A 26207-nucleotide genomic window follows, 5' to 3' on the forward strand; every position below is an offset into this window, starting at 1 on the left:
CTCCGTCCCCCAGATGGGATCAGCGCCTGAATGTCAAATCTACAACCAAGGAGTATATGAACCATGAAGTTTTATCCACATAGACAAATGTCAGAATCTTTCATCACTGCGGCCTTCCTGTCAGTATCAGGAGGTCTGCAGGATGCATATACCTATATATTCAGAGGAAAGGTATTTGCAAATGCACAGACAGGCAACATAGTTCTTCTCGGTCAGAATCTTGTAGACCGAAACTGGAGAATGTGTGTACACTATGCCGTTCCTCTATTATTTTTTGCGCTTGGAATTGCTGCTGCCGAGTGTATAAAACAGAAATTTCAGAATATGCAGCAGTTTCACTGGAGACAGATCGTTGTATTGTGTGAGATTTTTCTGCTTCTTATCGTGGGATTTCTTCCCATAAAACTCAATCTTCTCGCAAATGCCATGGTTTCATTTTCATGTGCCATGCAGGTTCAGGCATTCAGGAAGGTCAATGGCTATGCATTTGCCAGCACCATGTGCATTGGAAATATCCGAAGTGGCACCGATGCCCTGTGTGCATACTTCAGAACAAAGGACAGGAACACACTGTTCAAATCCCTATGCTACTGGGCGATCATCCTGCTATTCGGAATCGGTGCCGCTGTGGGCGGTCACTTCATCCGCATATTTGATATGAGGACCATCTGGTTCTCCTGCTGTCTGCTGTTCGTGAGCTTCCTGTTCATGTTCATCAAGGAAGAGAGAGAGTAAAAATGAGCTTACGCGGGTCCTCAAGGAGCAGACGCAGATCAGTAGTCTCCTCTATCGACAACTACCTGGAATCCGAACGCCTCTGCGCGCCTGTCAAGGCAGCCGCGGCACTGAGCTGATTCCTCCCCCGTGCATATCTTGTTGTCGTAGAGCTCGTATTTCTTTCGGACAGACACAGGAGACAGATTCGGCATGACCACATTCGCACCGTGCATAAACCCACGCTCCCTGCCATCCGCCGCTATCGTTCCGAGAGATGTGGTGGATGGTATGAGTGCCTTCGGGAACATCAGTCTCAGCATGCTTATCATCACCAGCGTCTGCCTGACCGTTCCCTGCTCCATCTTCGCAAATGGCGTCTCCTTGTGAGGAACATACGGCCCGATCCCTATCATCTGTGGCTGCAGCTTCGCAAGGAAATGCAGATCCTCGGCCAGATTCACCGGCGTCTGATACGGCGATCCCACCATAAATCCACTTCCCACCTGATACCCAAGACTTTTAAGATCGTACAGACATCTGACTCTGTTGTCATAGCTCATCGAATCCGGGTGTAATCTTTCATAATGCACCCTGTCCGCGGTCTCATGTCTCAGAAGATATCTGTCCGCCCCAGCCATCCGCCACAGCCTGTAAGTCTCATATGGATGCTCGCCAAATGACAGCGTGACAGCACAGTCCGGATATCTCTCCTTGATGCACCTCACTATGTCAGCTATAGCCTCATCCGAAAAGCCTCCGTCCTCGCCTCCCTGAAGCACAAATGTGCGAAATCCCAGCACATATCCCTCATCGGCGCAAGCCAGAATCTGATTCTTTGTCAGACGGTATCTGTCAACGTGGCTGTTGCTCTTTCTGATGCCGCAGTAGTAGCAATCGTTCTTGCAAATGTTCGTAAACTCGATAAGTCCTCTTATATATATCCTGTTGCCAAAACTCTGATGAGCCAGATCGTAAGCCTTCCTTCTGAGATACTCAAAGTCAGTGAGATCATCCTGAGAGCTCTGAGGGTTTTCTGAATCCGACAAAATTCTTATAGCTTCAGCCAGCTCATTGACTCCCGGCAGTTCACCTCTGCCCTGTCCATATTCAAATGTCTTATCTATGATATCTCTAACTTTTCCCATATAAACTCTATACCCTGTTTTTACATTTATAACTCTGTATGATCAAGTGATTTCCGATACAAGGTAAACAAAGTTACATCCAGATACTCCATTCCATCTCTTTCTACTCCGTCATACACAGCAGACTCCGTATGTGCGCAAGCCTGGCATCAAACTGCTCATAGAAATCTGCCTTTTCATCATACATTCCCACATACATGACCTGCAGCACCAGCATAGTCTGGTTTCTGGCTGTCTCATCCTCTCCGGCACGCATATACTCTATGAGATTCTTCTGCATGTCCTTCTGGAACTTGTGCCAGTCATTTATATATTTCGTGTACCGCGGCAAGTCCTCTGTATCTATCCATTTCGACACCTTGACCTTAGTCCTGCCCGCGCGCTCACACTCATGTATCTGCAGGATGTATCTGAATCCGTCATCGGTGTAATATCTGCCAAGTGGAAAGAGTCTGCAAAAGCCAGGTCTCGCGCTATGGATGCTGCATCTGCCCTCATCGTTTAAGAATGGGCACTTATCCGCCGTCATCCTTATATTTGGAAGCACCAGACCATCCACCACATTGACCTCAAGCTCCTTTTCAAGCAGCTGTGTAAAGTTCTTTCCGGTCTCCTTACAAAGTCTCATCACGTCCAGTGGATCAAGGATGATGGAACTCCCCATCCCTGTGCAGCAGGCATGGCACCCCTTGCACTCATCGCAGTACGCCTTCACCATATCATTTGCATCGTATAATCTTCCATCTGAGATATCTTCCAGTTTCTCATTTCTTATCATAGCAGTAATCCTCAATCATTTTATTATTTGTCTACAGAACACCATACTTGAGCCGCACCCTGTCAAGCTTCTCAAGAAATGGTCTTGCCAGCAGCCACAGGAATATCACCGTTGCAGTTCCATGCACCACGTCAAATGGGAATCCCGTCACATATGACGCTATGATCATGCTCCTGTTCACAGCCGGCTGCCAGATTATCACCGACGCCGGATTCATTATTCCGCCGTATATCAGGATACAGATAAGTGCACCGAATATGCACAGTCCAAGCTTTGTCGTGTTCTTTGTCCGCACTCCGCTTTTGGAGAAGAAGAGTCCCGCCATGAACCCCACCAGTCCCATGGCAAACATCTGCCACGGAGTCCACGGGCCCTGCCCCATCAGAAAATTAGACACGAACATGGACATTGCGCCGACCACAAATCCTCCTTCGCAGCCAAATGCCACTCCGGATATGATCACTATGGCCATGGTCGGGCTGAAGTTCGGGAGCACGAAGAATGCCGCCCTGCCCGTGACGGCCAGAGCACACATAACCGCCAATATGACTATATCCCTTACCTTGGGCTTTCTTCCCTCAAATGATACGAAGAACGGGATCATTGCCTCTATTATAATCAGCAGAGATATAAAATAATATTTTTTGTCTCCAAGTCTCTCGCATCCAAACCATATCGTAAGTGGAATCACAACGAGCATAGCCGCTATGCTGAATATCGTTCTCCTGACGGATCTGTGACCGGCAGCTTCCATGACGATATCCTCGTTCTTCTTTCTGGTGACAGGCCTTATAGCAAGGAGCAGCCCCGCTATGGCACATATCATCACTCCATACATAGCCAGATATTTCCATCCCTTTGACGTGATGGTCATCCCTCTCTGCACAAGATCTGCCAGATTGGACTGGGCCATGGTCTGCCAGAAGCAGAATATGATGATCACCGACGTGACAGATATCGTGAGTATCTGCCACCATTTCAGGGGGTCCGTCTCCCGCTCCTTCGTCAGCACAATATCTCTGGTTATTTCAGCGTCAGGAATCCTGTTATCATCATCCACATCTGCATCTTCACATCTGGGCTCACGTGAGTCACCACCAGAGCTGCCTTCCCCTCCGGCTTCGCTGTCAGAAACGCCATATGCCCTCAATATGTCGGTCACAGTAACCGCACCGCAAAGTATCCCCTGGGAGATCCTTGCCGCCGCAGTGGTGAAGAAATTGTTACCTGTCAGATATTCCTGAACACCGCTGACTGTAGCCAGTTCCCCATCAAACAACAGAGCTATTCGGTCTCCCGCCACAGCGCAGAATTCCACATCATGACTCACCACCACTATGGTCTTGCCATGTCGCTGCAGATCTCTGAGCATACACTTGAGTTCTGCCTTGAACCCATTATCAAGCCCCTTTGTCGGCTCATCCATGAGCAGAATATCAGGATCATACAGAAGTACCTTTGCAAGTGCCAGCCTCTGCTTCTCTCCTCCTGACAGATCGTAAGGATGTCTGTCCATCAAATGCTCCAGCTTACAGAACCTCACTATGTCCACCAACTTTTTTCTGTCACTTGCGTCCACCAGTTCTTCCCGTACAGAACGTCTTGTGAAAAGAAGCTCCGGGTTCTGTGGGAGCATGCCCACACTTTTACCCTGTTTTATCTTTATTCTTCCACGGTACGGCTTATTTACCCCCGCTATCAGGGAGAGCAACGTCGACTTGCCGCATCCGTTGCTTCCATTTATCATGAGTATCTCATTCTCGTATATGTCAAGATCCAGACCGCGAAGTACTTCCTGCGAACCCTTGTCGTATCTGAAGTGAACCTCATCTATCCTGACTGCCCAGGACTTGTCCTGACGATTCGCAATTTTTCTTGTAGTTTCTACAGCACCATGGTCAGTTTTCTGACCATCTGCCTCCCTGGCATCCCCTTCATCCACCAGCACATACCCAGGCGCAACCTCATGCCCCGATTCCCTGTACTTACTGTCAAACTGTGACAACCAGTTTCGCCCCTCCGCTACGGTCACCGGAGATTCATCCGAGCCATCAAGCCCCAGATACACCTGGACAGCCGCCGGCATGGAGAGATACAATCCATTTCTGTTTATACCTTTTTCCTTTAACCTCTGTCCTTCATTTTTCAGGGTGGCAGCTACCTCCTTGACAGTTCCCTGACACAGCACTGTGCCTTCATCCATGACCACCGCTCTGCTGCACACCGGAAGCACCTCCTCCAGCCTATGCTCAGTCATGATGATGGTCGTGCCAAGCTCCCTGTTGATTCTCACAAGACATGCTATGAATTCATTCGCAGCTATCGGATCGAGCTGGCTAGTCGGTTCATCCAGTATCAGCACCTCCGGAGACAGAGCCATGACCGACGCAAGATTCACCATCTGCTTCTGTCCGCCAGACAGCTCTGCGACACGCCTGTGGAATATCCCGGATAACCCGAAGAATGAACACATCTCCGCAACGCGTCGTCTGATATATCCATTATCGTATCCCAGACTCTCCAATCCAAATGCCAGCTCATGCCACACTTTATCAGTGACAAGCTGTGCATCGACATCCTGCTGTACAAATCCGATCTGCCTTGCTGATGTCCGGTCATCCATCTCCTCCAGGCTTCTTCCTTTGAACTCTATCTTCCCGGACGATCTTCCGTGAGGAGCGATACTTGTCTTCAACTGCCTAAGAAGTGTGGTCTTTCCACATCCGGAACTTCCCAATATGACCACGAATTCCCCCTGTCCCACTGATAGTGTCACATTTTTCAATGCATCAGGCAAATATCTCTCGCCCGAATCATCATTGCTATCGGGATATGCAAATGTCAGTTCTTTTATATCTAATATATTCACCGCTTCTCCTTTGTCACATTTTGCGAATCTTAAAATTTTCTTTTGCCTGCATATATATTGGAACACATATAAGACATACATACACTACATACATACTTACAGTAAGTGTACCACTTATACTTCCTCTTATAGACGGATAATACCAGAACGCAAATCCTCCGCACACACTGCCGGCCAGCACATACAATCCACACACAAGTATAAATGCAAGCGCTTTAGTATCACTTTTTCTAAATCTATACAGTGAATATGCAGATCTTCCGGAAAGTCCATATCCCCTTGATCTCATACTGTCTGCAGTGACAAGCGCCCGTTCAAGAGCCCAGGTTACAACGGCAGAAAACACATGGCAGCCCGTTCTAATTCTCACAAAATACGAACCTTTTGGTTTGTATCCAGATGCCCTCTGAGCTCTGTACACCTTTCCAAACTGTCCTGCTATGTCCGGAATAAACCTCAGTGTCATGGAAAGTATCAGAGACAACACTGGCGCCGCCTTGCCGAACAGATACACCATCTTGTCCGATGATATAACGCAGTTAAAGCACGAAAACCAGCATATCACTGTCACCAGCATAAACGCAGCCATGATTCCATACATTATAGACTCCAATGTCAACGGATTTCCAGACGGAAAATATGTGAGTATCGTCACTCCCTGATGGCTGAACGCCGGGTTGATGAGCGCCGTCAGCAATATAAGTGGGATCATATATTTTATATTAGTCCTGAAGCCATCATATCCCCTAAGCAATACCGAATACACAAATGCCCCTATAAAAGACATGCCCAGGCAAACCGGATGGGTAAATGCCAGGGCATATCCTATAGTGAATATAAAGTATACCAGATTGACTATAGGGTGATATGTGGAAAATGAATCCTGTCTTTTCACAATTATATTTTTATCTCCTATCAATCACTATGTCCAGTACCCATGTCTCAACGAATCTGTCAATGCATCTCGGATCCAACATCTGCTCCCAGGTCACATGTATAGAGCCATTTTATCACATCTCCCTGCTTGAGTTCATAGCTTGAACAGCCATAATTCGGGAACCAGCCATTTACCGAGTACATCCAGCCTGAGCCATCACCACAGTCAAATTCATACAGATTGTGAATTCCTTCTATATAATAGCTTCCGTACATAGGTGTCCATGAATATTCAAGCTGTATACCATAATCCCTGCACACCGACTTAAGCACTTCGAATACTGTGTCCCCCTCTTCAAATGTGGCTGTCACAGTTCCCAGAATGACACCATCATCAGGTACATAGTCCTTTTTCTCCGGTCTTAGCAGTTCCAGATTGTCAAATATTGTGGAACATCCTATTGATATAGTGCAGCTGTAGGTTTTCTTCGGCGCCTCAGTTGTATTCTCTGTGGTTGCCTTTGTCGTGGCAGAAGAATCAGCAGTTGTCTTATCCGGTTTCCGCTTTTCCGTAGTCGCCGTGGTACCCGGCTTATTCTCCGTTGTTTTTTGAGACTCCGTGGTGGTATTCTTCTTTGTAGTAGCCTCCGTCTTCTTCTCCGTGGTAGTCTCAGAATTTCGCTCCGTCACATTCTCCGATGTGCTCTCAGCGGAAGTCTGATATTCTGTTTCCGATGTATCAGAATCCGAATGAGTCTCTGAGGAGATATCGGTTACAGAACTGTCTGATTTCTTTTTCCTGTCATTCCCTGCATCAGTATTTTCCTCTGTCGCACTCTTCGTTGTCTCCGTCAGTTCCGCACCGCCTACAGCTTCAGTTGTGAGTCCCTCTTCGGTCTTTTCCAGCTTGAAGCCTCTGGCTCCCGGCGCATTCCCCCCGTACCAGAAAGCCCACACCAGGATCAGCAGAACAATCACAGCTCCGCTTATGTGTTTCTTATATTTTTTTACAAATTCTTTGATCTTATCCATATGCCTACTTCTTTCGGATCACAACGTTTACAGTCTTGCTCCATGCTCCGTAATAATAAGTCTTTCCAACCTTCTTGAATCCCTGAACTCTGACATAATACCGCTTTCCCGCCTTGAGTCCGCTCAACGTCACATTTGTCTTCTTGTTTACCGATGCCCTGTACACCTTGACATTCTTTTTAAATGTCTTATCCGTGGAATACATCACCCTGTAACCCGAAGCACTCGCATTTTTTTTATAAGTCACAGTGCACTTTTTCTTCACCGTTGACTTTATCTTTGTTATCTTTTCCTGATTGACCCTGTATATTGTCTGGGTCGTATACGCAGCCTCCCCGCCACTTCCAACAGGCTTAACTGCATAGATATATTTCTTGCCATTTGCGACCTTCCGGTCAGTGTAGCTCAGAGATTTTGTGGTGGCCACAGTCGTCCAATTCTTTGCATTTCCAACCTTTCTGAGCACCACATATCTGTCAGCCCGTGCCGCTTTCTTCCACTTTACTGTTATGCCTGCTGCTCCATTACCCGCCGACACACTCGTCTTAGCCGGCGCAGCCATCTTTATGACAAATGTCTTGCTGGCTGAGCCCTTGAATATTCCCTTTCCGGTCACCACTACCTTTGCCGAATTGCCAATATTGACATTGTTCTGATATGAAATGGTGTAATCCACGCCATCCTTAAGCACTCTGTCACCAATCTTCACCGTCACGCCCGGCTTCTTGGCCTTGCCGTCGTACACATACGTGCTGGTGCTGAGTTTCACATCCGCTGTCGCCACGGATCGGATATATAATGACTTTGCATCAGACATATCATACAGTGTGTTCTTTCCTTTTTTGAATCTGTCATAGGCAACCAGAGCATATCCAGCCTGCTGCGAAGCCATTCCATTTACAACCAGTTCTCCATTCTGATTTGCCGCATGCGCAAATCCACCGGCACTTGCAACATAGAATTCCATCAAAGCATCCAGCACAGAATGTCCATTTTTGACAAATGCCTCATCTGTTCCGGCATCCCTGCCTATATCAAGCAATCCACATATCACCTGCGCACAGCTCTCAGAATTCACAGTTCCCCATGAAGCAAATCCACCATCAGCCTTCTGCAGCCCCGACATTACATCAAGCGCCCTGTCAACCGCCGTCTTAACCTCTGTGTTAGACTTGTAATACGGCGCAAGTGCCTGAATTGTCATACCTGTCATATCCGGGTCAGCATTACTACCAGAAAATGCCCAACCACCACTAGAAAGCTCCCGTCCAAGGATATATTCAACAAGTCCTTCTCTTGTCGTCTGAACACCGTCACTTCCATCCGGAAGCTTCGGAATATCATAACCTACCGTGTCAAATGCAATCAACGCAAACACCGGGCCATTGATTCCCTGTGTTGTTACATAATTCATATCGGCCAATGGCTCAAGCAGATTGTATCCACCAACATCTGTGGCATCAGCGCCAATCGCAGTTAAGGCCAGTATAGTTCTTGAATTGTCCGTACTCTTATTCTTGTGAAGCTTTGCCGAGCCTTTTGCCTTAACATACTCCACAACATTATCATAGTATTCCCCATACCATGCCTCATCCTCATAACCATATCTGGCAAGAGTCATCACGTTCCACTCAGCTCCAAACTGAGGATCATCCGCAGTCTTCCGCAGATATACAAGAGTATTGCCAAGGGCCTGTGTGTAATCAACTGCAGCCACATCTGCAGTTTCCTCTGTCGCAGTTCCTGTCACCGGATCCGTCTCGTCATTCGTCGCTGTAGATACTGCTGGATTCGTCATATCGTCTGGCACTGTGTATATCGTAGAATCTGTTACACCATCCGACTCTGCATATATCGTAGAATCCGTTACATCAGCCGCCGCATACACGTTCACAGCATTTCCTGTTGTTCCCGTGAACATAACCATTGCCATCGTGCACATCGCCATACACACAGCAAAAATTCTTCTCTTCATAATCGTGTCTCCTTTCACATTATTCCGAATGGATATATAGCAAGCGATCTGACTTGCCAGAGTCTATGCTCTGCATACAGTAATGGCTGTTGCGACGGATTCTCACCGCACTTCTCTTCTTACTGAGCACACCTCGTTTACAACATCCTCCCAGGCACCATAAGCTTCCTTATACGCCCAGTCCACAATGTGTGTGGTATGTCTCATTCGCCGGAATTCTCCGGGACTATACACCCAACATATTATATTGTCACAATTACCCCAATCTTATCAACGCCCATGTTCTATGTCAACCTGAAGCAAGCAAGTCAAATAGCACAAAATTTTATCTTTTTTGCAAAAAAGCACCTAAAATAACACCAATTCCCAGAAAAGGGGGTACTGTGATATCTGCAATCGGTAGCGCGGACTACAAAGCTTCGATGCTTCCTGCCGAGGTGTAAGCAGCAACGCCCTTATCGCTGCTGGAACCGCATATAACGCAAATGTCCTTCCTCACACAACGTAAGACCCGCTTGGTAATATATATATCCGACAATCGTTAGCGCAGACGTCTGTGCTTCGATGGTGCTTGCTGGTGCACAGATCCGCCGACGCCCTTTTGGCGGTCGGAGCACCATGCAGATAGCACCCAATCGAAGTGCAGTAAGTCAAGCGTGATTGCGGATGTATATATTACCAAGCGGGTCGTCTGTCACAAAAGCTTCTTAAAATCCTCCAGACAAACCGGTCTGGAGAAATGATATCCCTGATAGTAAGTGGAACCATACCTATGAAGATAATCGAACAGTGCCTTGTCCTCGACACCTTCAATGCAGCTCTTGTATCCGAGTTCATGTGCACAGGACACAACCGCCTGTACAAGGACCTGATTAGGCTTGCTCTCCTGTATTCCCCTGACAAATGACATATCGACCTTAAGCTCATCTATCGGTAATTCCGTGAGCAGATTTAAGGTAGCATTTCCCGTTCCAAAATCATCGATAGCGATCTTTATTCCAAGTTTCCTGAAATATTCCAGCTCGTTTTTCAGAAATGCTATATCCATATTCTTACATCTCTCTGTGAGCTCTATGCACAAATACTCAGGAGGGAACTTCGTCTTTTTTAATATATCCACAACAGCCTGCCTGAAGCCATGATTCTCAAGCTGAGTCGCTGATATATTGACATTCACCACAAAATCAGGTCTGATCTTGCGAACCTCCATACCATCCGTGAGTGCCTGCTCTATTATCCAGTTGCCAAGTTCAAAGAAACACGGCTCCATCTCAAGCCACGGTATAAATATTCCCGGTGGAACCACTCCAAATTCCTTGTGTTTCCATCTGAGAAGAGCCTCCATACCTACTATGTGTCCCGTCTCGGAATTTGCTATAGGCTGATAGCACATGAAAAAGCCTTCCATGTTGTTTGCCACACATTTGTGTATTGTGCTGTACAGCTGCAGTCTCATTCTATCATTGTCCTTGATCTCCTCATTGAAGAATACAAGTTCACCATGATGATCCTCCTTGGATCTCTCCAGGGCATATTCCACACTGCTCTTTATCACATCCTCATCGGCTCCTACATGGTCATATATCAGACCACCTCCGTACAATTTAAGCGGGATCGATGTGCCACTCAGACCTACATTGTCAAGTGCAAGATTCTGTACATGTCTGTATACCTCTTTGAGTTCCTGTTTGGTATACACGTTTGAACAAATCGCAAATTTTGCACCGTCAAGTCTGAACACGAGTCCCTTTCCACCGACAACATTTTTGAGCTTTGTGGCAAAATCCTTAAGAACAGCATTGCCATATGCATATCCATACATCATATTGATACTGTTGAACATGGATATTCCTATTGCCAGAATGCTCATCATCTGCTTGTTTCTCAAATGTATTGATATATACTTGGTATACTCATGCTGATTGTGCAGGTTAGTCACCGGATCAACCCCATCTATGACACCGTGGTTTATGACAGTGCCCACAAAGAACTCCGGATCACCATTTTCTTTCTTGGTTATGAAACCTCTGCAGGTGCAGACCACATATTCACCCTTTTTGTTTCTCATTCTATATTCTACATCATGATACTTTTTGCGCCCCGCAAATACCTCTGTAATATCCTGTTCAAATATTGCTCTGTCATCTGGATGTATAAGCTTCTCCCACACTTTCTGTGTATCATATATGTATTGCCCCGGAAGCCCAAAGTAATCCACCGCACTTGCAGACCATTTTGTAACATTCGTATCGAGATCATCCATAAATATATAATTTCTGAGTGTTGTAGCTGCAAGGGCATCAAATATCCTGTCTGTCTTTCCAAGATTCCTGTAATGCGGGACTCCATCCTTTGTAGTTCCTACAGCTATATTTGCCTCATTCTCCACGCTCTCGCGCCTCTTGACCTCAGGATGCTTCGAATAGAATCTCTTCTTATCCTCATACATCAGTCTTTCGGCTTCGTTCATTATCTTGTCTATGGAATCAGCCTCAGCCTTCCAGACTGCGCCGAACGCAACCGGAGCCTCCTCCTGCTCATCAATTACCTCTTTATATCTGGCGATCATTGAGTTAAACGACTGCTCAGCAATATCCATAATGATGACAACAAATTCATCGCCACTTATCCTGTAACATGCATTTTCGCCAAAATGCTGTGCCAACATCTGCGATACCCTCTGAAGATATAGATCTCCTTCTTTATGTCCATAATGATCATTCACGTACTTCAATTTGTTCACATCGTTGAATACGAATCCGACCGACCGCTTATCATTTCGGTCTGCATACGCGTCGCACAGAATGTTAAATGCATTTCTATTGCCGAGACGAGTGAGTGTATCCTTGTAACTGTAAAATTCCAACAGCTCCTGTTTCTCTATGCTCTCAGAATACTCCTCATGTATATCCCTCGTATAAAGATAGAATACCTTATTGTCATCTCTATAGTCAGCAGTAGGTATGACCTCTGTCATCACCCATCTGTACACCATATCCATTTTACGCTTATATCTAATGGTAAATCTGTCATGTCCATTTGCAAAATATTTTATGAGGAACTCAGGAGACAGGCACTTTCTTACCCTGTCCACATCGTCAGGGAATATCTCACCACCCATAGTCATGTCTTTCATGTAATCTCCAAGGCAGTCATGCTTAACCTCATCTCTGCTTCTTATATATCCGCCTCTCAATGTCTCGCAAATATTGTGCGTCACATCAATCCTGAATATACGCCTGTATACCCTTGTCAGTGTCCTGAGACTATCCTCCAGCACCAGGGTGTCAAGGCTGACTGCCCTCATGCCGAACACAACCCATTGTCCGTCCTCTCTCGGCTCTTTCTCAGCTTCTATATCCATGGAAACCCACTCATAGTCCTCGCCAAGTCTCAATCTGAACCTGAAATTACGCACGATGGATCTGGCTCCGGCTTCTATGAGTGCTTTGACATGCTTCATATCACACATATATGCAAATTCTCTGACTTCATCAGGATGACAGCAGTCCAGTCCCTTGTTATCTTTAAAATAGGAAGATACGTCAGAGGTACTTTTATAATTATCTGCATTCTTGTCCACACTGATAACACTCACATACTCCCCAGTATCAATGTTGACCAGCGCCAGTTTCACATAATTATCATATAATATGTTCTGTATATGTTCTTTGTAGTATTGTTTATCAAGTGATACTTCTTTCAAAAGATCCCTCCTTGCAGCAGCATCCAGCCTGCCATATATTCCCACGCAACCGTTTCCATTATAGCATTTACGCCATAATATAAAAAGGATGTTTTAACTAATTACATGTCTAAATAGATAAAAATAGCTGATAAAAAAGTTACACAAACAATTTTACCAGCTATTAATAACCATCAATTAATACAATATTAAATTATTTATACACCAGACAACAGCTCTGTTTATTTGCTCTGACGTTTCTTGTAATCCTCAAGCAGCTCCTTAAACAGCTTATCATGCTCAGGATATGCCTTTCTGATGAACACAAGCTTGTTGTTGCCATCCAGCAGACAATGTGAGCTTGTGCAAAGTGTTCTAAGCTCGCCTGTCTTCTTGTCCACGATCTCATATGAAAACCCTACACGGACACCTGTATACTCCGAAAGACTGACATGTATCAGCACATCATCGCCGAAGTGGCACATACTCTTATACTCAGCCGTCACACCAAGCACAGGAATTATATATCCGTCATCCTCTATAGACTTGTAATCCCAGCCTATCTGCTTCATCCAGTCCAGCCTTGCCTCCTCGATCCATCTGATGTAATTGGAGTGGTGTACTATCTGCATCCTGTCCGTCTCATAATAATAAACCGATCTATCATATGGCTTGATCTTACTCATATCTATCATTTTTCTTCACCTGATTTCTGACTTACTTCCAGTCCTTTTCCTTGATCTCAACACGTCTTACCTTGCCGCTGATGGTCTTTGGCATCTCATCAACGAACTCGATAACTCTAGGTCTCTTGTAGCTTGCGATGTTCTCTTTAAAGTATCTCTTGAGCTCCTTCTTGAGGTTCTCATCGCCAACTGTACCCTCTGTGAGAACTATAGTGGCCTTTATTGCCTGACCTCTTGTGCTGTCAGGTACTGATGTAACTGCACACTCAAGGACATAAGGTATTCTCATGATCTCATTCTCTATCTCGAAAGGTCCTACTCTGTAGCCTGCAACCTTGATGATATCATCCACACGTCCAACGAACCAGAAATATCCATCCTCATCCTGGTAAGCCGTATCACCTGTGTGATAGAAGCCGTCATGCATAACCTCGGCTGTTCTCTGTGGATCCCTGTAGTACTCCATGAACAGTCCGTCCGGCGCACCGTCTGCGATGTTGATGACGATCTCACCTGTCTCACCAGGTGCAGCAAATGTTCCGTCTGCCTTCATGATCCTCACGTCATACATTGGGCTTGCCTTACCCATTGATCCCGGTCTTGGAGTAGTATTCTCTAGGTTACCAATGGTAAGAGTCGTCTCTGTCTGACCAAATCCTTCATATATAGTGAATCCTGTCTTCTCCTTGAATACGTCAAATACCTCAGGGTTAAGTGCCTCACCCGCTGTTGTACAGTATCTGAGGGATGAGAGGTTGTACTTACTCATATCCATACGGATAAGGATTCTGTACAGTGTTGGAGGTGCACAGAATGTTGAGATATTGTACTTCTCTATAAGCTTGAATATAGTGTCCGCACTGAATGTATCAAAGTCAAATACGAATACGCATGCCTCGCACAGCCACTGTCCGTAGAGCTTGCCCCAGAGAGCCTTACCCCAGCCTGTATCTGAAACTGTGAGATGAACCTCACCAGGTTTGTTGCAGTGCCAGTATTTTGCTGTGATGTAATGTCCAAGTGGATACAGATGATTGTGTGCAACCATCTTTGGATGCTCTGTTGTTCCCGATGTGAACATGACGAACAGTATATCATCCTTTCCTCCTACGGCATCCTCGCCTGTAGGTCTTGGAAACTCGGTGCTGCACTCCATGATTCCCTCATCGAAGAAGTTCCAGCCTTCTACTGGATGATTTACAACGATCTTTGTCAGCTTGTCATCAGCAAATGTATCTATGGACGCCGTGATTCCGTCATCTGATGTACACACAACCGCTGATACGCCTGCTGCCTCAATTCTATACTGATAATCTGTTGCCTTTAATATATTTGTCGCCGGTATAGCTATGGCACCGATCTTGTGGAGAGCCATCATGGTGAACCAATACTGATAATGTCTCTTTAACACGAGCATTACCTTGTCACCCTTCCTGATGCCCAGGCTCTTGAAGTAATTGGCTGCCCTGTTGGAATAATCCTTGATATCCTGGAATGTGAATTTCTTCTCGATCGTTCTATCCTTTGATACATAGATGAGCGCTGTCTGATCAGGCTTCCTCTCTGCCAGAGCATCCATTACGTCGTATGCGAAGTTGAAATTCTCGCTGTTGGTGAACTCAATCTTGCTGAGAACTCCATTCTCATCAAGAGCTGACCTCACAAACTTTCCTGCTATTCCCTGCTCTGGTCTCATTTCTGTTGACATGTTAATTTCCTCCATAAACTATAAGTTCTGATAATATATATGGTAAAACGGCTTTTCCGCCTTTTAACGCCGGCGATACATGCCGTTTTTTATCACATTATGTATTAACTTAGTATAAAAAGTCTTCTAAGTTCGTATTTCTATCTAGCAATCAAAATAAACATTACTTTAATTTGCGTTTTCAATTAACTTTACATGTAGTTTCGATTACTACATCCATATATTATCATATCTCTTTGTCATGTCAACAGAAAAATAAAAGTTTTAATTTATTTTCACATATTGGTATTACATTTTGACTGCACAGGTTTTTCCCTCAATCCATAAAATTAAGGCGTACAGCAATGAATCCCCCCGGATAAGTCCAGTTTCATCTCCATCGCTGCACGCCTTAATTTTCTTATTATTTCATTATATATCACAGTCTCTACTGATCCTGTACCTGCTTGGAATCCTGTGTCTGCTGCCGGCTGTCCCACTGAAGCTTCTTCTTACGCATCTGTGACTTGTATACAAGTATCGCCGTAACCACCGATACGCACACAAATATAAGCACACATATCACAAATATCAAAACTGTTGTCATGTCTTTGTCCTCCATGCACTAATCTCTCACCATATCAATCTTGTCTGCTCCCTGCTTCTCAAGATTCTCTGTGATGTTGATATCTGTAGAATTATCAAGGGCTGCCTTTCTGTCACGCATCGCCATGTTCGGATCCCTGTGTCTTGAAGGGCCGCCCACGCAGCCACCTTCACACGCCATACCTTCCATGAAGTCATCCTGGAATCTGTTGAACTTCATGAGAGTCAGTGCCTTCTTACATGCATCTATTCCATCGCATTTGCACACCTTAACCTCGTCCTCGCAGCCGAGTTCCTTCATGCTCTCTATGACTGCCGCTGTGACTCCGCCTGCATTTGCAAATTTCTTGCCGAACAGTGTGGACTGGTCGTTATCTTCAGCCTCAGGCTCAAGCTTGACATCCTTTGCTCTCAGCATGGCTCTGATCTCTCCGTATGTCAGCGCATAGTCCGCAGATTCCTTCTCTCCGGCTGCGCTCTCCGCCTTCTTGCCGATACAAGGGCCTATGAATACTGTCACGGCATCCTCATAATTCTCCTTGATGTATCTCGATACTGCACACATAGGTGATACGGTCTCAGATAACCTGTCTGCCAGCTCAGGGAAATGCTTCTCCACCAGAAGCTTGAATGCAGGACAGCATGAGGTTGTCTTCTTCCTGCCCTCTGCCTTGGCCTCCATCCATTCCTTTGCCTCTGCCATGGCTGTCATGTCGGCACCAAGTCCCACATCCACCGCATCGTAGAAGCCTATCTTCTTCATGGCTGTTCTCCAGCTCGCCATGGTGATATCCGCACCGAACTGTCCGTATGTGGCAGGTGCGAACATGGCAAATACCTTCTTGCCGGCTCTCATGTCATTTATTATATCTACTATATAAGACTTTGATCCGATCGCACCAAATGGGCACTTGTGGATACATGAACCACAGTCTATACATTTGTCCTTGTCTATGACCGCAATACCTGTTCCATTCTCAGCCACAGATATGGCACCAACCGGGCAGCTCTTGATACATGGACGCATCAGATCTGCAATGGCATTGTACGGACATGCTTTGGCACACTGTCCACACTCCTTACACTTTGATGGGTCGATGTAGGACTTGTCACGTCCCATGCTGATGGCACCGAAACGGCACGCCTGCTGGCACGCTCTTCCCATGCACTTCTGGCAGTTATCAGTTACTACGTAACGTGAGATCGGACAACCCTCACAGGCAGAATTGATGATCTGGACTACATTCCCATCATCCTCTGTTCCAGGGGCTTTGCCCTCGGCAAGTCTGATCCTCTGTCTGATGACCTCCCTCTCTCTGTATATACAACATCTGAAAAATGGCTGTGGACCGGGAACCATCTTATATGGAAGATTGTCCCTCTCATCATCCAGCCTGCCTTCATACGCAAGCTTTGCCACCTCATAAAGCACCTCGTGCTTTACCTTTAATAATGTAGCGTCATTTGTAATCATATGTTAACCTCTACTCATATTATATTGATCTTTGCCCCTGTATACCTAATATGTATACCTCTTAGATCCAGTTATAATCTCCGCCCGTTATAGCCAGGCTGAGCAATGCATCCATCTTCTCTACCTCTTCTGCGCCCTCTACGATCCGCATGAGCTTTGCAGTTTTCTCCTCAGCTTCCATCACACTACCTCCATTTATAACATAATTTTCGTTCAATAACAATCTATGCAATTGACCAAAACCATTTATTTTCATTTGAGGGCAGTTATGCTATAATAAAAAACACTTTTAAATATAGTAATCAATCTTTTATATAAGGAAGGCGAAATACAAATGTACAAGATCAATTTTTCAAAGCCAATCAACGTCCATTTCATGGGAATAGGCGGAATAAGCATGAGCGGTCTCGCAGAGATACTTCTGAAGGCCGGATTCAAGGTTACCGGATCAGATATGAAAGCATCCGAAATCACCGATCAGCTTGCCGACATGGGAGCGCTTATCAACATCGGTCAGTGTGCATCTAACATAACAGACAACATAGATCTGGTCGTATACACAGCAGCCATACATCCTGACAATGAAGAGTTCAAGGCCGCAGTGGAGAAGAACATTCCTATGCTCACCAGAGCCCAGCTTCTCGGCCAGATCATGGAGAATTACAAATATTCCATAGCCGTCAGTGGAACCCACGGCAAGACAACAACGACTTCCATGCTGTCCTACATCCTCATAGATGCGGACACTGATCCTACCATATCAGTCGGAGGAATCCTCGACAGCATCGGCGGCAATATCCGTGTAGGCAAATCTGAATACTTTGTAACAGAGGCATGTGAGTACACCAACAGCTATCACGCATTTAAGCCTTTTATCAGTATCATACTGAACGTGGATGCCGACCACCTTGATTTCTTCAAGGATATAGATGAGATCGCTGAGTCATTCCATGTATTTGCCACCAAGACTCCAAAGGAGGGCCTGGTCATCGTGAACGGCGATATGAAGTATTATGATACCGTTGTCAGAGACCTCGAGTGCCGCGTGGTAACATTTGGAAAGGGCGCACAGAACAAATATTCAGCACACAATATACGGTTCGATGACTTCGGCCATCCAACCTATACACTGGTTGTGGACGGCAAAGAGATCACCGACATAACTCTCAAGGTATTCGGTGAGCACAACGTATACAACTCACTGTCAGCCATAGCGGCATCCCTTGAACTTGGAATCTCCATAGATGTCATCAAACAGGGACTGTCAGAGTGTGTCGGTGCCGAGAGACGTTTTGAGTACAAAGGAACCATCCTCGACAACGTGAGAGTCATGGATGACTACGCTCACCATCCAACTGAGATAGCAGCCACACTGAAGGCAGCAAAGAACACAAGCTACAACGAACTGTGGTGCGTATTCCAGCCACACACTTACTCAAGAACCTACGCTCTGTTCGATGAGTTTGTAGACGCACTCAAGGTATGTGACCACGTCATCGTGGCAGATATTTATGCAGCCCGAGAGAAGGATACCGGACTTGTCTCAGCAAAGCAACTCGCCGAGAAGATCGCCGAGACGGGTACTGATGCGTTCTATCTTCCATCTTTCGACGATATAGAAAATTATCTCTTAAAAAATTGCAAAAAAAATGATTTGTTGATAACTATGGGCGCCGGAAACGTCTATTCTATCGGAAATGACCTGATAAAAAATTAGTTATCCACATTATCCACACAGCTCTGTGGGAAAGTTTTCCCCACAGAGCTTATATTTTTTTGTTGACATAATTTTTACAGAAATATTACAAAGCCCTGTTAAACTATGACTTTTGTATTTTTATGTCTCTTTTTCGTCCACATTATCCACATTATCCACATCCCCACCATTTTTCCCAACCGACTGTATGTTCTGTTTGCATTCCAAAAAGTTCATGTTATAATGCATTTGCGCTAAGGGAAATGCGCTATTTCAGGAGTATGATCAAGGAGTTTTTTGACATGAGCTACATTACTATTACAACAGAAAAAAACGAAACATATTCCTCTATATCAAACTTTTTTATAGACTATTACATGACCTCCGCCAGCGGAGAGTTTGTTAAGGTATATCTGTATCTGGTCAGACTTATGTCTTCCAGTAAACCCGTGTCTGTCGCCAACATAGCAGATCATTTTAATCTCACAGAGAAGGATATTTGCAGAGCCATAAAATACTGGATAAGCCAGGATGTTATGAAACTCAACTACAACAAGAAGAAGGAGCTTACAGGAATAACTCTTCTCCCTCTTCACGACAAGGGCATCTCCTCCGACAGCGGAGTTGACGACCTCTCTATTCTCGGCATGGATTATTCCACCGGGGATGACGATAACAACAGCGAGATCACGGCGACGATCACAGACGAAGACAAGGCCGAGGTGCCGGAGCGCACTCTGCCTGACAAGATAACAGTTACACCAGAATTTCTTAGGAAGAAACAGGAGGACGAGGTTCTCTCTGATATTATGTTTGAGACAGAGGCATATTTTGGCAGACCGCTTTCCATGCCTGAATCAGAAAGTCTCATATACATATACGACCAGCTTGGCTTCTCCCAGGAGCTCATCGAATATCTGATCGAATACTGTCTGACCATGGGCAAGGCAAGCTTCAGATATGCGGAGACCGTAGCCATAGCATGGTATGAAAAAGGAATCGACACGGTTGACAAGGCCAAGGCAGACAGCTCCGCCTACAACCCATTTTACAGAAAGGTCTTCTCTGCACTCGGAATACGCAGAAGCAATCCTACCAGCATAGAGACCGCATACATTGACGCGTGGACAGGTGAGATGAATTTCTCAGAGGATCTTATCCTTCTGGCATGTGAGAAGGCCATAATCTCCAAGCCACAGTCCGCCAACTTCGCATATGTCAATGGAATTCTTGAAAACTGGCATAAGAATGGTGTACAATCCATTAGGGATGTCGAACTGCTCGATCAGGAGTTCCTCAAGAAGAAATCAGCGGCCACAGCGCAGCCTGCAGCCACCAGGAATCCGAATGGATTTGCGAACTTCAAGCAGACAGACATGTCCAACCAGTTGGACAAGCTGGAACAGATGCTTGCAGATGAACTCAATCTTGACAAGAGGTAATATATACATATTATGGGCAATATAAATTATGATGATATTTTGTCCCGACTGAGCAGGATCAGACAGGACAATCTTCGCAGACAGGACAACAGAAAAGCTGAGGTATATGCCAGGATCCCTCGTATAAAGGAGATCGACGATGCCATCGCCCACAGTGCCGTCCAGGCATCAAGGGCAAGGATACTGCATCAGGAAGTGGATGAAGAAGCACTCTCCATGAAGAACCACGCTCTCCGCGATGAGAAGCATCAGCTCATGGCACAGACCGGATACCCTGACGATTATCTGGCACCGATATACAACTGCCCCGCATGCAGAGACAGCGGATATGTAGATGGTAAGCCATGTTCATGTCTGAAACACATGGTCATCAGCCAGTTGTACCAGCAGTCCACCATAGAGAAGGTGCTGGAGACGGAGAATTTTGCCAGCTTCAATCCTGATTTCTACAGAGATGAACACATTGCTGGCTACAATTACACTCCTTACCAGAATGCACAGAGCATATTGTCTGCATCAAGACAGTTCACAGAGAATTTTCAGGACAGCAGACCGGGCATTCTTATATATGGAGAGACCGGAACAGGCAAAACCTTCCTGACAAATTGTATCGCTAAGGAACTTTTAGACAAAGGTTATACAGTTTTATACTTGTCGGCGATAAATTTATTTGATAATATCTTACAGGACATTATAATAAAGGGTGGTCATGAACCGCATCAGAAGATGCTGTATGACTACATATATAACTGCGATTTTCTTATAATTGACGATCTTGGCACAGAGTACACCAACTCATTTGTCCTGTCTCAGTTATTTGAGATTATAAATACGAGAACTATCAAGAGACAGTCTACTCTCATTTCTACCAATCTTGATCTGCAGGAATTCAAGAACAGGTATACAGAGCGTATCATGTCACGAATAGTTGATAGCTATCTCATCTTCAATCTCTACGGAGATAACATCCGCTATGTAAAAAGAATGAAAAGCATAGCCAGGAACAAAAGGTAGACAACGAAAGCAGATTAGGAGGATTTTTATTATGCCAGACGATAGCAAGTTGGAAACAATACCTGTAGGAAGCTTAGGAATCATTGCTCATAAGAGCATTGTACCTCTCGGAGAGAAGGTCGATTCTTATATCGTAAAATGGAGAAAGAACCGTCAGAACGAGAACAAGTCAAGCATCGTATTCCACGGTTACGAGAAGGACTCTTACCTTATCAAGGCAGACTGCCCTAGATTTGGTTCAGGTGAGGCAAAGGGTATTGTCAACGAGTCAGTCCGCGGTAAAGACATATATATCATGCTTGATGTAGGAAACTATAGCTGCACATACACCATGGGTGGCCAGACTCAGAGAATGTCTCCTGACGATCACTATGCTGATCTGAAGAGAATCATCTCTGCCATGACAGACAAGCCTAGAAAGATCACTGTCATCATGCCTTTCCTGTATGAGAGCCGTCAGCACAAGAGATCAGGACGCGAGTCCCTCGACTGTGCAGTTATGCTCCAGGAGCTTCAGCAGTATGGTGTAGACAACATCGTTACATTTGACGCTCACGACCCACGTGTTGTAAATGCTATTCCAAAGAGCGGTTTCGAGAACGTAAAGCCTACTTACCAGTTTGTAAAGGCACTTCTTAGATCAACTCCTGATCTTGAGATAGATAACGACCACATGATGGTTATATCACCTGACGAGGGTGCTATGCACAGAGCTATCTACTTCGCTAACCTTCTCGGTGTAGATGTAGGTATGTTCTACAAGAGAAGAGATTACTCAAGAGTTGTGGACGGACGTAATCCTATCGTTGCCCATGAGTTCCTCGGTGATTCAGTTGAAGGCAAGGATGTTATCATCATCGACGACATGATCGCATCAGGCGAGAGTATGATAGATGTTGCCAAGCAGCTCAAGGCAAGAAAGGCTAAGAGAGTATTTGCACTTGCTACATTTGGTCTCTTCACCAAGGGTCTTGAGGTATTTGACAAGTGTCACGAGGAAGGTCTCATTGAGAAGGTCATCACAACCAACCTCACTTATCAGCTTCCTGAGCTTGCAGACCGCGACTGGTATGTATCAGCCGACATGAGCAAGTACATTGCACTCATTATCGATCACCTCAACCACGATGCATCTCTCAGCGATCTTCTTGATCCATCAGAGAGAATCAGTGCGAGAATTGCTGAGTACAAGGAGAAGCACACTATCTCAGATAACTACGAGAATTACTAATATACAATTATAGACTTACAAAAAAGACCTACGGAAGCTCACCTGATACATACCATGTATCGCAAACTTCCGCAGGTCTTTTAATTATTTATTATTAGAAACTTTCTACAATGTCACCACATTGCATGCTATATGCATATCCTCAAGTCTGTTAACCAGATCCTTATCGGATGTAAGCAATATCGTCTGCTCCGTGTTCACCATACTCATCGCCTTGAGCACTCCCGTGAGCTGACTCTCATCGGTCACATCTATCACATCGTCCAGCACAAGTGGCATTTTCTCGTTGTTAAGTATCTCTGCAACAGCCAGCCGCACAGCCAGATACACCTGCCGAACGACCTCATGTCCCAGGAATTCCGCCCTGAAGAAATGGTCATTCTTTTTCACTGCAACATGCATCTCATCATCGAGCTTTGCCTCCTGATACTGTCCACCGGAGAGTGCGCTAAGAATATCCGATACTCTGCCGTCTATACCGGCAAACAGTCCTGAGAACTCCTCCGATATGTCCATTATGGTATTGATAGCCTTATCTATGGCCTTCTTCTCAGTCTCAAGCACATCATAATCGGCAAATATGGCGTCTCTCTTCTCCTTGAGTTCATAGTAGGCATCCCTCTTCTCTATGGCATCATGCTCCTGGAACTTGAACATATCAAGCTTCCTGTCATGCTCCTCCTGAAAAGCTCTGTCTATCTCAACGCGAACCGTCCTCGACTCAGTTGCTCTTCCCATCTCATATATGGTTCTCCTGAACTCCTCCTCAGACGGAAGCTTATCACCGTCAAATGCGCCTTTCCTGAACAATCCATCTATGATGGTTATAGCAACAAACGCAATCGTACATATCGTGAATAGCTGCTGTATGGACTTCTGAAAACCAACAAGGTGAACCACTAGCATGACCACTGCAACAACCAGTATTCCTGTTGCCATTATGACAAATATATTGTCCGTCAGCTTCTTGTCCTTCTTCTCCTGCTTCTTTTTCTCCTTCAGCTCGTCCTCATCATCTATAGCTTCAACCTCGAGGAATATTCTGCTTCGCTCCCTGTCCTCATCATCGTCAGGGATCTCAGCATCCTTTTCATTCACAAGCTGCCTTGCCTCTCTCTTCAAACGTGCGATCTCCATATTATAAGCATCAAGCTCCTCACGTCTGGCAGTTCGGATGTCTTCAAGCTCCTTATCAACTTCACCCAGCTCATCCATCTGGGCTTCCAGCTCTTCTATCTGAACCAGATACTTCTGATTGTCATATTTCTTCTTTTCGTTCTCAAGATACGCCACTGCGTCTGCTCTGTTTATTCCGCTGCAGCCCGTCTCCTTCATATTCTGAAGATACTTCTCGAGTCTGTCACACAAAGCTTTGTCATCTCCGCCCATCTCCTCCGGCGGATCAACACACATTGCATCCACAAATGTGCTCTTGTCCATATCAAACAGGACACCTCTGTAGGAATTCTTAGACACAAGTCTCTCATCCTTCCCGCTCTCTATATCAGTGAGCGTTGCACCGTCCGTGGACATGTTGAAATTTCTCTCCATAAGATGACTCTTTCCAGCATTTGTCACCTGTGCCTTTCCGGCATATCCATTTCCACCGGATGGCTTTCTTAATGCAAAATTGTCTCCCCGGGCTCCAAGACCCTTGGTTTTATTCATACCATACAGTATACCGGACACAAAATCCCTGATCGTACTCTTGCCGGCTCCGGGCTCTCCATAGAGCACATTCAAGCCTTTGTCCAGCTTTATTTCTTTGTTATTGAATTTTCCAAATTCTTTCAAAAAAAGTTTATTTATATACATTACTTTTCTCCAGTTGCTATGATCGCCTCAAGACCATATTCAAGTGCCTTTTTGCTGACCTCGTCATCCTCACCGGACAACTCAGCGATAAATCTTCCAAGTACATTGTGCTCATTGTCCCTCTTGAGACCATCAGCATTGTACTCGAACATCGTATTATCCACAACCTCATATATCTTGTAATCCTGAGACACATCATCAAACTGAGGTCTCACTCCGCGCCCCTTCTGGCCCTTCAGGATAACCCGATATATGTTCTGCGTTCCCATCTTATCGATCTGTTTCAGAACAGCATGCTCGATCTGTCTGTCAGTATATTCCGGCTTTATCTCAAGTCCAAGGTTGATGTAATTCCTGCAGGCAACAGGCTCCCACTTTATCCTTGTCTCTCCGTTTATTATCTGTCCATAAATAAAGCCATGCTTTCCTGTGTCAGAAGGTGACAAAGGCTCCGGCGATCCCGGATATGCCATACGGTTCTTCACCATGTGCTTCGGCTTTCTCAGGTGTCCGAGTGCCACATAGTCAAATCCTGTGTCAGCCAGCTTTCGGAAATTAAATGGACTGTGGCTGGCATCTCCTCCATGCATGAGAAGTATATTGACAGCGCCTTCCGTCTGGGCATCTATCCCCTCTGAGAAATCCTCCGTGTATTCCGCCTGTCCATAGCTGAAACCGGTCACACAGGTATTTATATCTTCAAAATACGCATTGCTGAACTCCCCAGCCGGAAGAAGCACTGTGTTCGATGTGAACTCATAATTCTCCGATGGAGATCCACTTTCAATGTAATCACTACTGCCCGCAATGATCACCGTTCTTGTATTTGTAAGTTTTGCAAGTCTGGCATCAAGCTTTGCAAGATCCGCAGCCTTCGGCGCACTGTGATACAGATTGCCGGCAATGAGGAGCAGATCTACCTTTCTCTCCTCCGCAATATCCAGGATCCTGTCAAATGTCTCTTCTATCTCTTTCGCACGGACATCGCTCCAAGGCTTTCCCTTGTCAGGAATCATCCCCAAATGCACATCCGAAACATGAATAAATCTCATATCCTAACCTCTAATCTATAGTTAAACTGCCATTTTCTAATAGCCCACACTTAGTCCACTATTATACAATCATCAAAAGTTTAACCCAAATCAGAGAAAAATACAACATAAGCTATGTTAAAACTTTGTGACATGCAGATACTTCTCCCTCGTGGCAAGCCCCCCTCTTATATGTCTCTCCGCCTTGTTGGCATCCAACACCACCCTGGCCTGGGCCGCCAGCATGGGTCTTATACGGACCAGCCGTTCCGTTATATCCTTGTGCACCGTTGATTTGCTTATACCCATCTTGTCCGCTGTCTGTCTCACAGTCGCCCTTGTGTCTATGATATAATTTGCCGCTTCGATTGCCCGCTCTTCTATGTAATCCTTCAAAGAAAAAGCCCCCGCATATTCTGTTTTTACAGTCTATGCGGGGGATCTGAAT

At 45.4% G+C, this 26207-nt stretch carries 19 protein-coding genes; 5 read left to right on the top strand and 14 right to left on the bottom strand.

Annotated elements, in window-relative coordinates:
- Positions 1–63: 63 nt before the first annotated feature.
- Positions 64–735: a YoaK family protein gene (locus GT575_RS01635; protein ID WP_015534577.1), complete on the top strand. Its 672-nt coding sequence runs from the start codon at positions 64–66 to the stop codon at positions 733–735.
- 38 nt (positions 736–773) lie between these two features.
- On the opposite strand, the gene hydE is transcribed toward GT575_RS01635, so the two are convergent.
- From hydE to GT575_RS01685, 11 genes are all read right to left on the bottom strand, one after another.
- Positions 774–1862, bottom strand: coding sequence for a [FeFe] hydrogenase H-cluster radical SAM maturase HydE (gene hydE / locus GT575_RS01640; RefSeq protein WP_161171356.1), 1089 nt, complete (start codon positions 1860–1862; stop codon positions 774–776).
- A 103-nt stretch (positions 1863–1965) separates the two neighbouring features.
- Positions 1966–2640 (bottom strand): YkgJ family cysteine cluster protein, encoded by a 675-nt coding sequence (locus GT575_RS01645; protein ID WP_161171357.1) that lies wholly within the window; start codon positions 2638–2640, stop codon positions 1966–1968.
- Positions 2641–2671: 31 nt separating this feature from the next.
- Positions 2672–5509 carry an ATP-binding cassette domain-containing protein gene (locus GT575_RS15055; protein ID WP_161171358.1) on the bottom strand — a complete coding sequence of 946 codons (2838 nt, stop codon included), beginning with the start codon at positions 5507–5509 and terminating at the stop codon, positions 2672–2674.
- 13 nt (positions 5510–5522) lie between these two features.
- A complete protein-coding gene (locus tag GT575_RS01655) occupies positions 5523–6404 on the bottom strand; it encodes an energy-coupling factor transporter transmembrane component T (protein WP_330576989.1) in 882 nt (293 codons plus the stop codon).
- 59 nt (positions 6405–6463) lie between these two features.
- Positions 6464–7417 (bottom strand): DUF4430 domain-containing protein, encoded by a 954-nt coding sequence (locus GT575_RS01660; RefSeq protein WP_055147424.1) that lies wholly within the window; start codon positions 7415–7417, stop codon positions 6464–6466.
- Between the two features lie 4 nt (positions 7418–7421).
- Complete coding sequence (locus tag GT575_RS01665) at positions 7422–9392, bottom strand: fibronectin type III domain-containing protein (RefSeq protein WP_161171359.1); 1971 nt, start codon at positions 9390–9392, stop codon at positions 7422–7424.
- Positions 9393–10086: 694 nt separating this feature from the next.
- Entirely contained in the window at positions 10087–13098 is a 3012-nt protein-coding gene (locus GT575_RS01670; protein ID WP_161171360.1) for a bifunctional diguanylate cyclase/phosphodiesterase, read from the bottom strand.
- A 221-nt stretch (positions 13099–13319) separates the two neighbouring features.
- Positions 13320–13772, bottom strand: coding sequence for an acyl-CoA thioesterase (locus GT575_RS01675; RefSeq protein ID WP_015534573.1), 453 nt, complete (start codon positions 13770–13772; stop codon positions 13320–13322).
- Between the two features lie 22 nt (positions 13773–13794).
- Positions 13795–15471, bottom strand: a complete 1677-nt coding sequence (locus tag GT575_RS01680; RefSeq protein ID WP_015534572.1) for an AMP-binding protein — start codon at positions 15469–15471, stop codon at positions 13795–13797.
- 427 nt (positions 15472–15898) lie between these two features.
- Entirely contained in the window at positions 15899–16057 is a 159-nt protein-coding gene (locus GT575_RS14850) for a hypothetical protein (RefSeq protein WP_165852775.1), read from the bottom strand.
- A gap of 18 nt (positions 16058–16075) precedes the next feature.
- Positions 16076–17530: a 4Fe-4S dicluster domain-containing protein gene (locus GT575_RS01685; RefSeq protein ID WP_161171361.1), complete on the bottom strand. Its 1455-nt coding sequence runs from the start codon at positions 17528–17530 to the stop codon at positions 16076–16078.
- A 334-nt stretch (positions 17531–17864) separates the two neighbouring features.
- Between GT575_RS01685 and murC the strand changes: the two genes are divergently transcribed.
- The 4 genes from murC to GT575_RS01705 all read left to right on the top strand — a co-directional run bounded on the left by murC (position 17865) and on the right by GT575_RS01705 (position 22913).
- The gene (gene murC, locus GT575_RS01690) at positions 17865–19247 is read left to right on the top strand and encodes a UDP-N-acetylmuramate--L-alanine ligase (protein ID WP_015534568.1); all 1383 of its coding nucleotides are present in this window, start codon (positions 17865–17867) and stop codon (positions 19245–19247) included.
- A gap of 281 nt (positions 19248–19528) precedes the next feature.
- Entirely contained in the window at positions 19529–20668 is a 1140-nt protein-coding gene (locus GT575_RS01695; protein WP_055280305.1) for a DnaD domain protein, read from the top strand.
- Between the two features lie 12 nt (positions 20669–20680).
- Positions 20681–21682 carry an ATP-binding protein gene (locus GT575_RS01700; protein ID WP_015534566.1) on the top strand — a complete coding sequence of 334 codons (1002 nt, stop codon included), beginning with the start codon at positions 20681–20683 and terminating at the stop codon, positions 21680–21682.
- Positions 21683–21713: 31 nt separating this feature from the next.
- Positions 21714–22913 (top strand): ribose-phosphate pyrophosphokinase, encoded by a 1200-nt coding sequence (locus tag GT575_RS01705; RefSeq protein ID WP_015534565.1) that lies wholly within the window; start codon positions 21714–21716, stop codon positions 22911–22913.
- Between the two features lie 105 nt (positions 22914–23018).
- Here GT575_RS01705 and GT575_RS01710 read toward each other — a convergent pair whose 3' ends face one another.
- The 3 genes from GT575_RS01710 to spoIIID all read right to left on the bottom strand — a co-directional run bounded on the left by GT575_RS01710 (position 23019) and on the right by spoIIID (position 26155).
- Complete coding sequence (locus tag GT575_RS01710; protein ID WP_015534564.1) at positions 23019–24728, bottom strand: ATP-binding protein; 1710 nt, start codon at positions 24726–24728, stop codon at positions 23019–23021.
- Complete coding sequence (locus tag GT575_RS01715) at positions 24728–25780, bottom strand: metallophosphoesterase family protein (protein ID WP_022217036.1); 1053 nt, start codon at positions 25778–25780, stop codon at positions 24728–24730. The genes GT575_RS01710 and GT575_RS01715 overlap by 1 nt, the downstream gene beginning before the upstream one ends.
- 117 nt (positions 25781–25897) lie before the next feature.
- The gene (gene spoIIID / locus GT575_RS01720; protein ID WP_055222251.1) at positions 25898–26155 is read right to left on the bottom strand and encodes a sporulation transcriptional regulator SpoIIID; all 258 of its coding nucleotides are present in this window, start codon (positions 26153–26155) and stop codon (positions 25898–25900) included.
- Positions 26156–26207 lie beyond the last annotated feature (52 nt).

The organism is Coprococcus sp. BIOML-A2 (assembly GCF_009875795.1).
Lineage (GTDB): Bacteria > Bacillota > Clostridia > Lachnospirales > Lachnospiraceae > Coprococcus > Coprococcus aceti.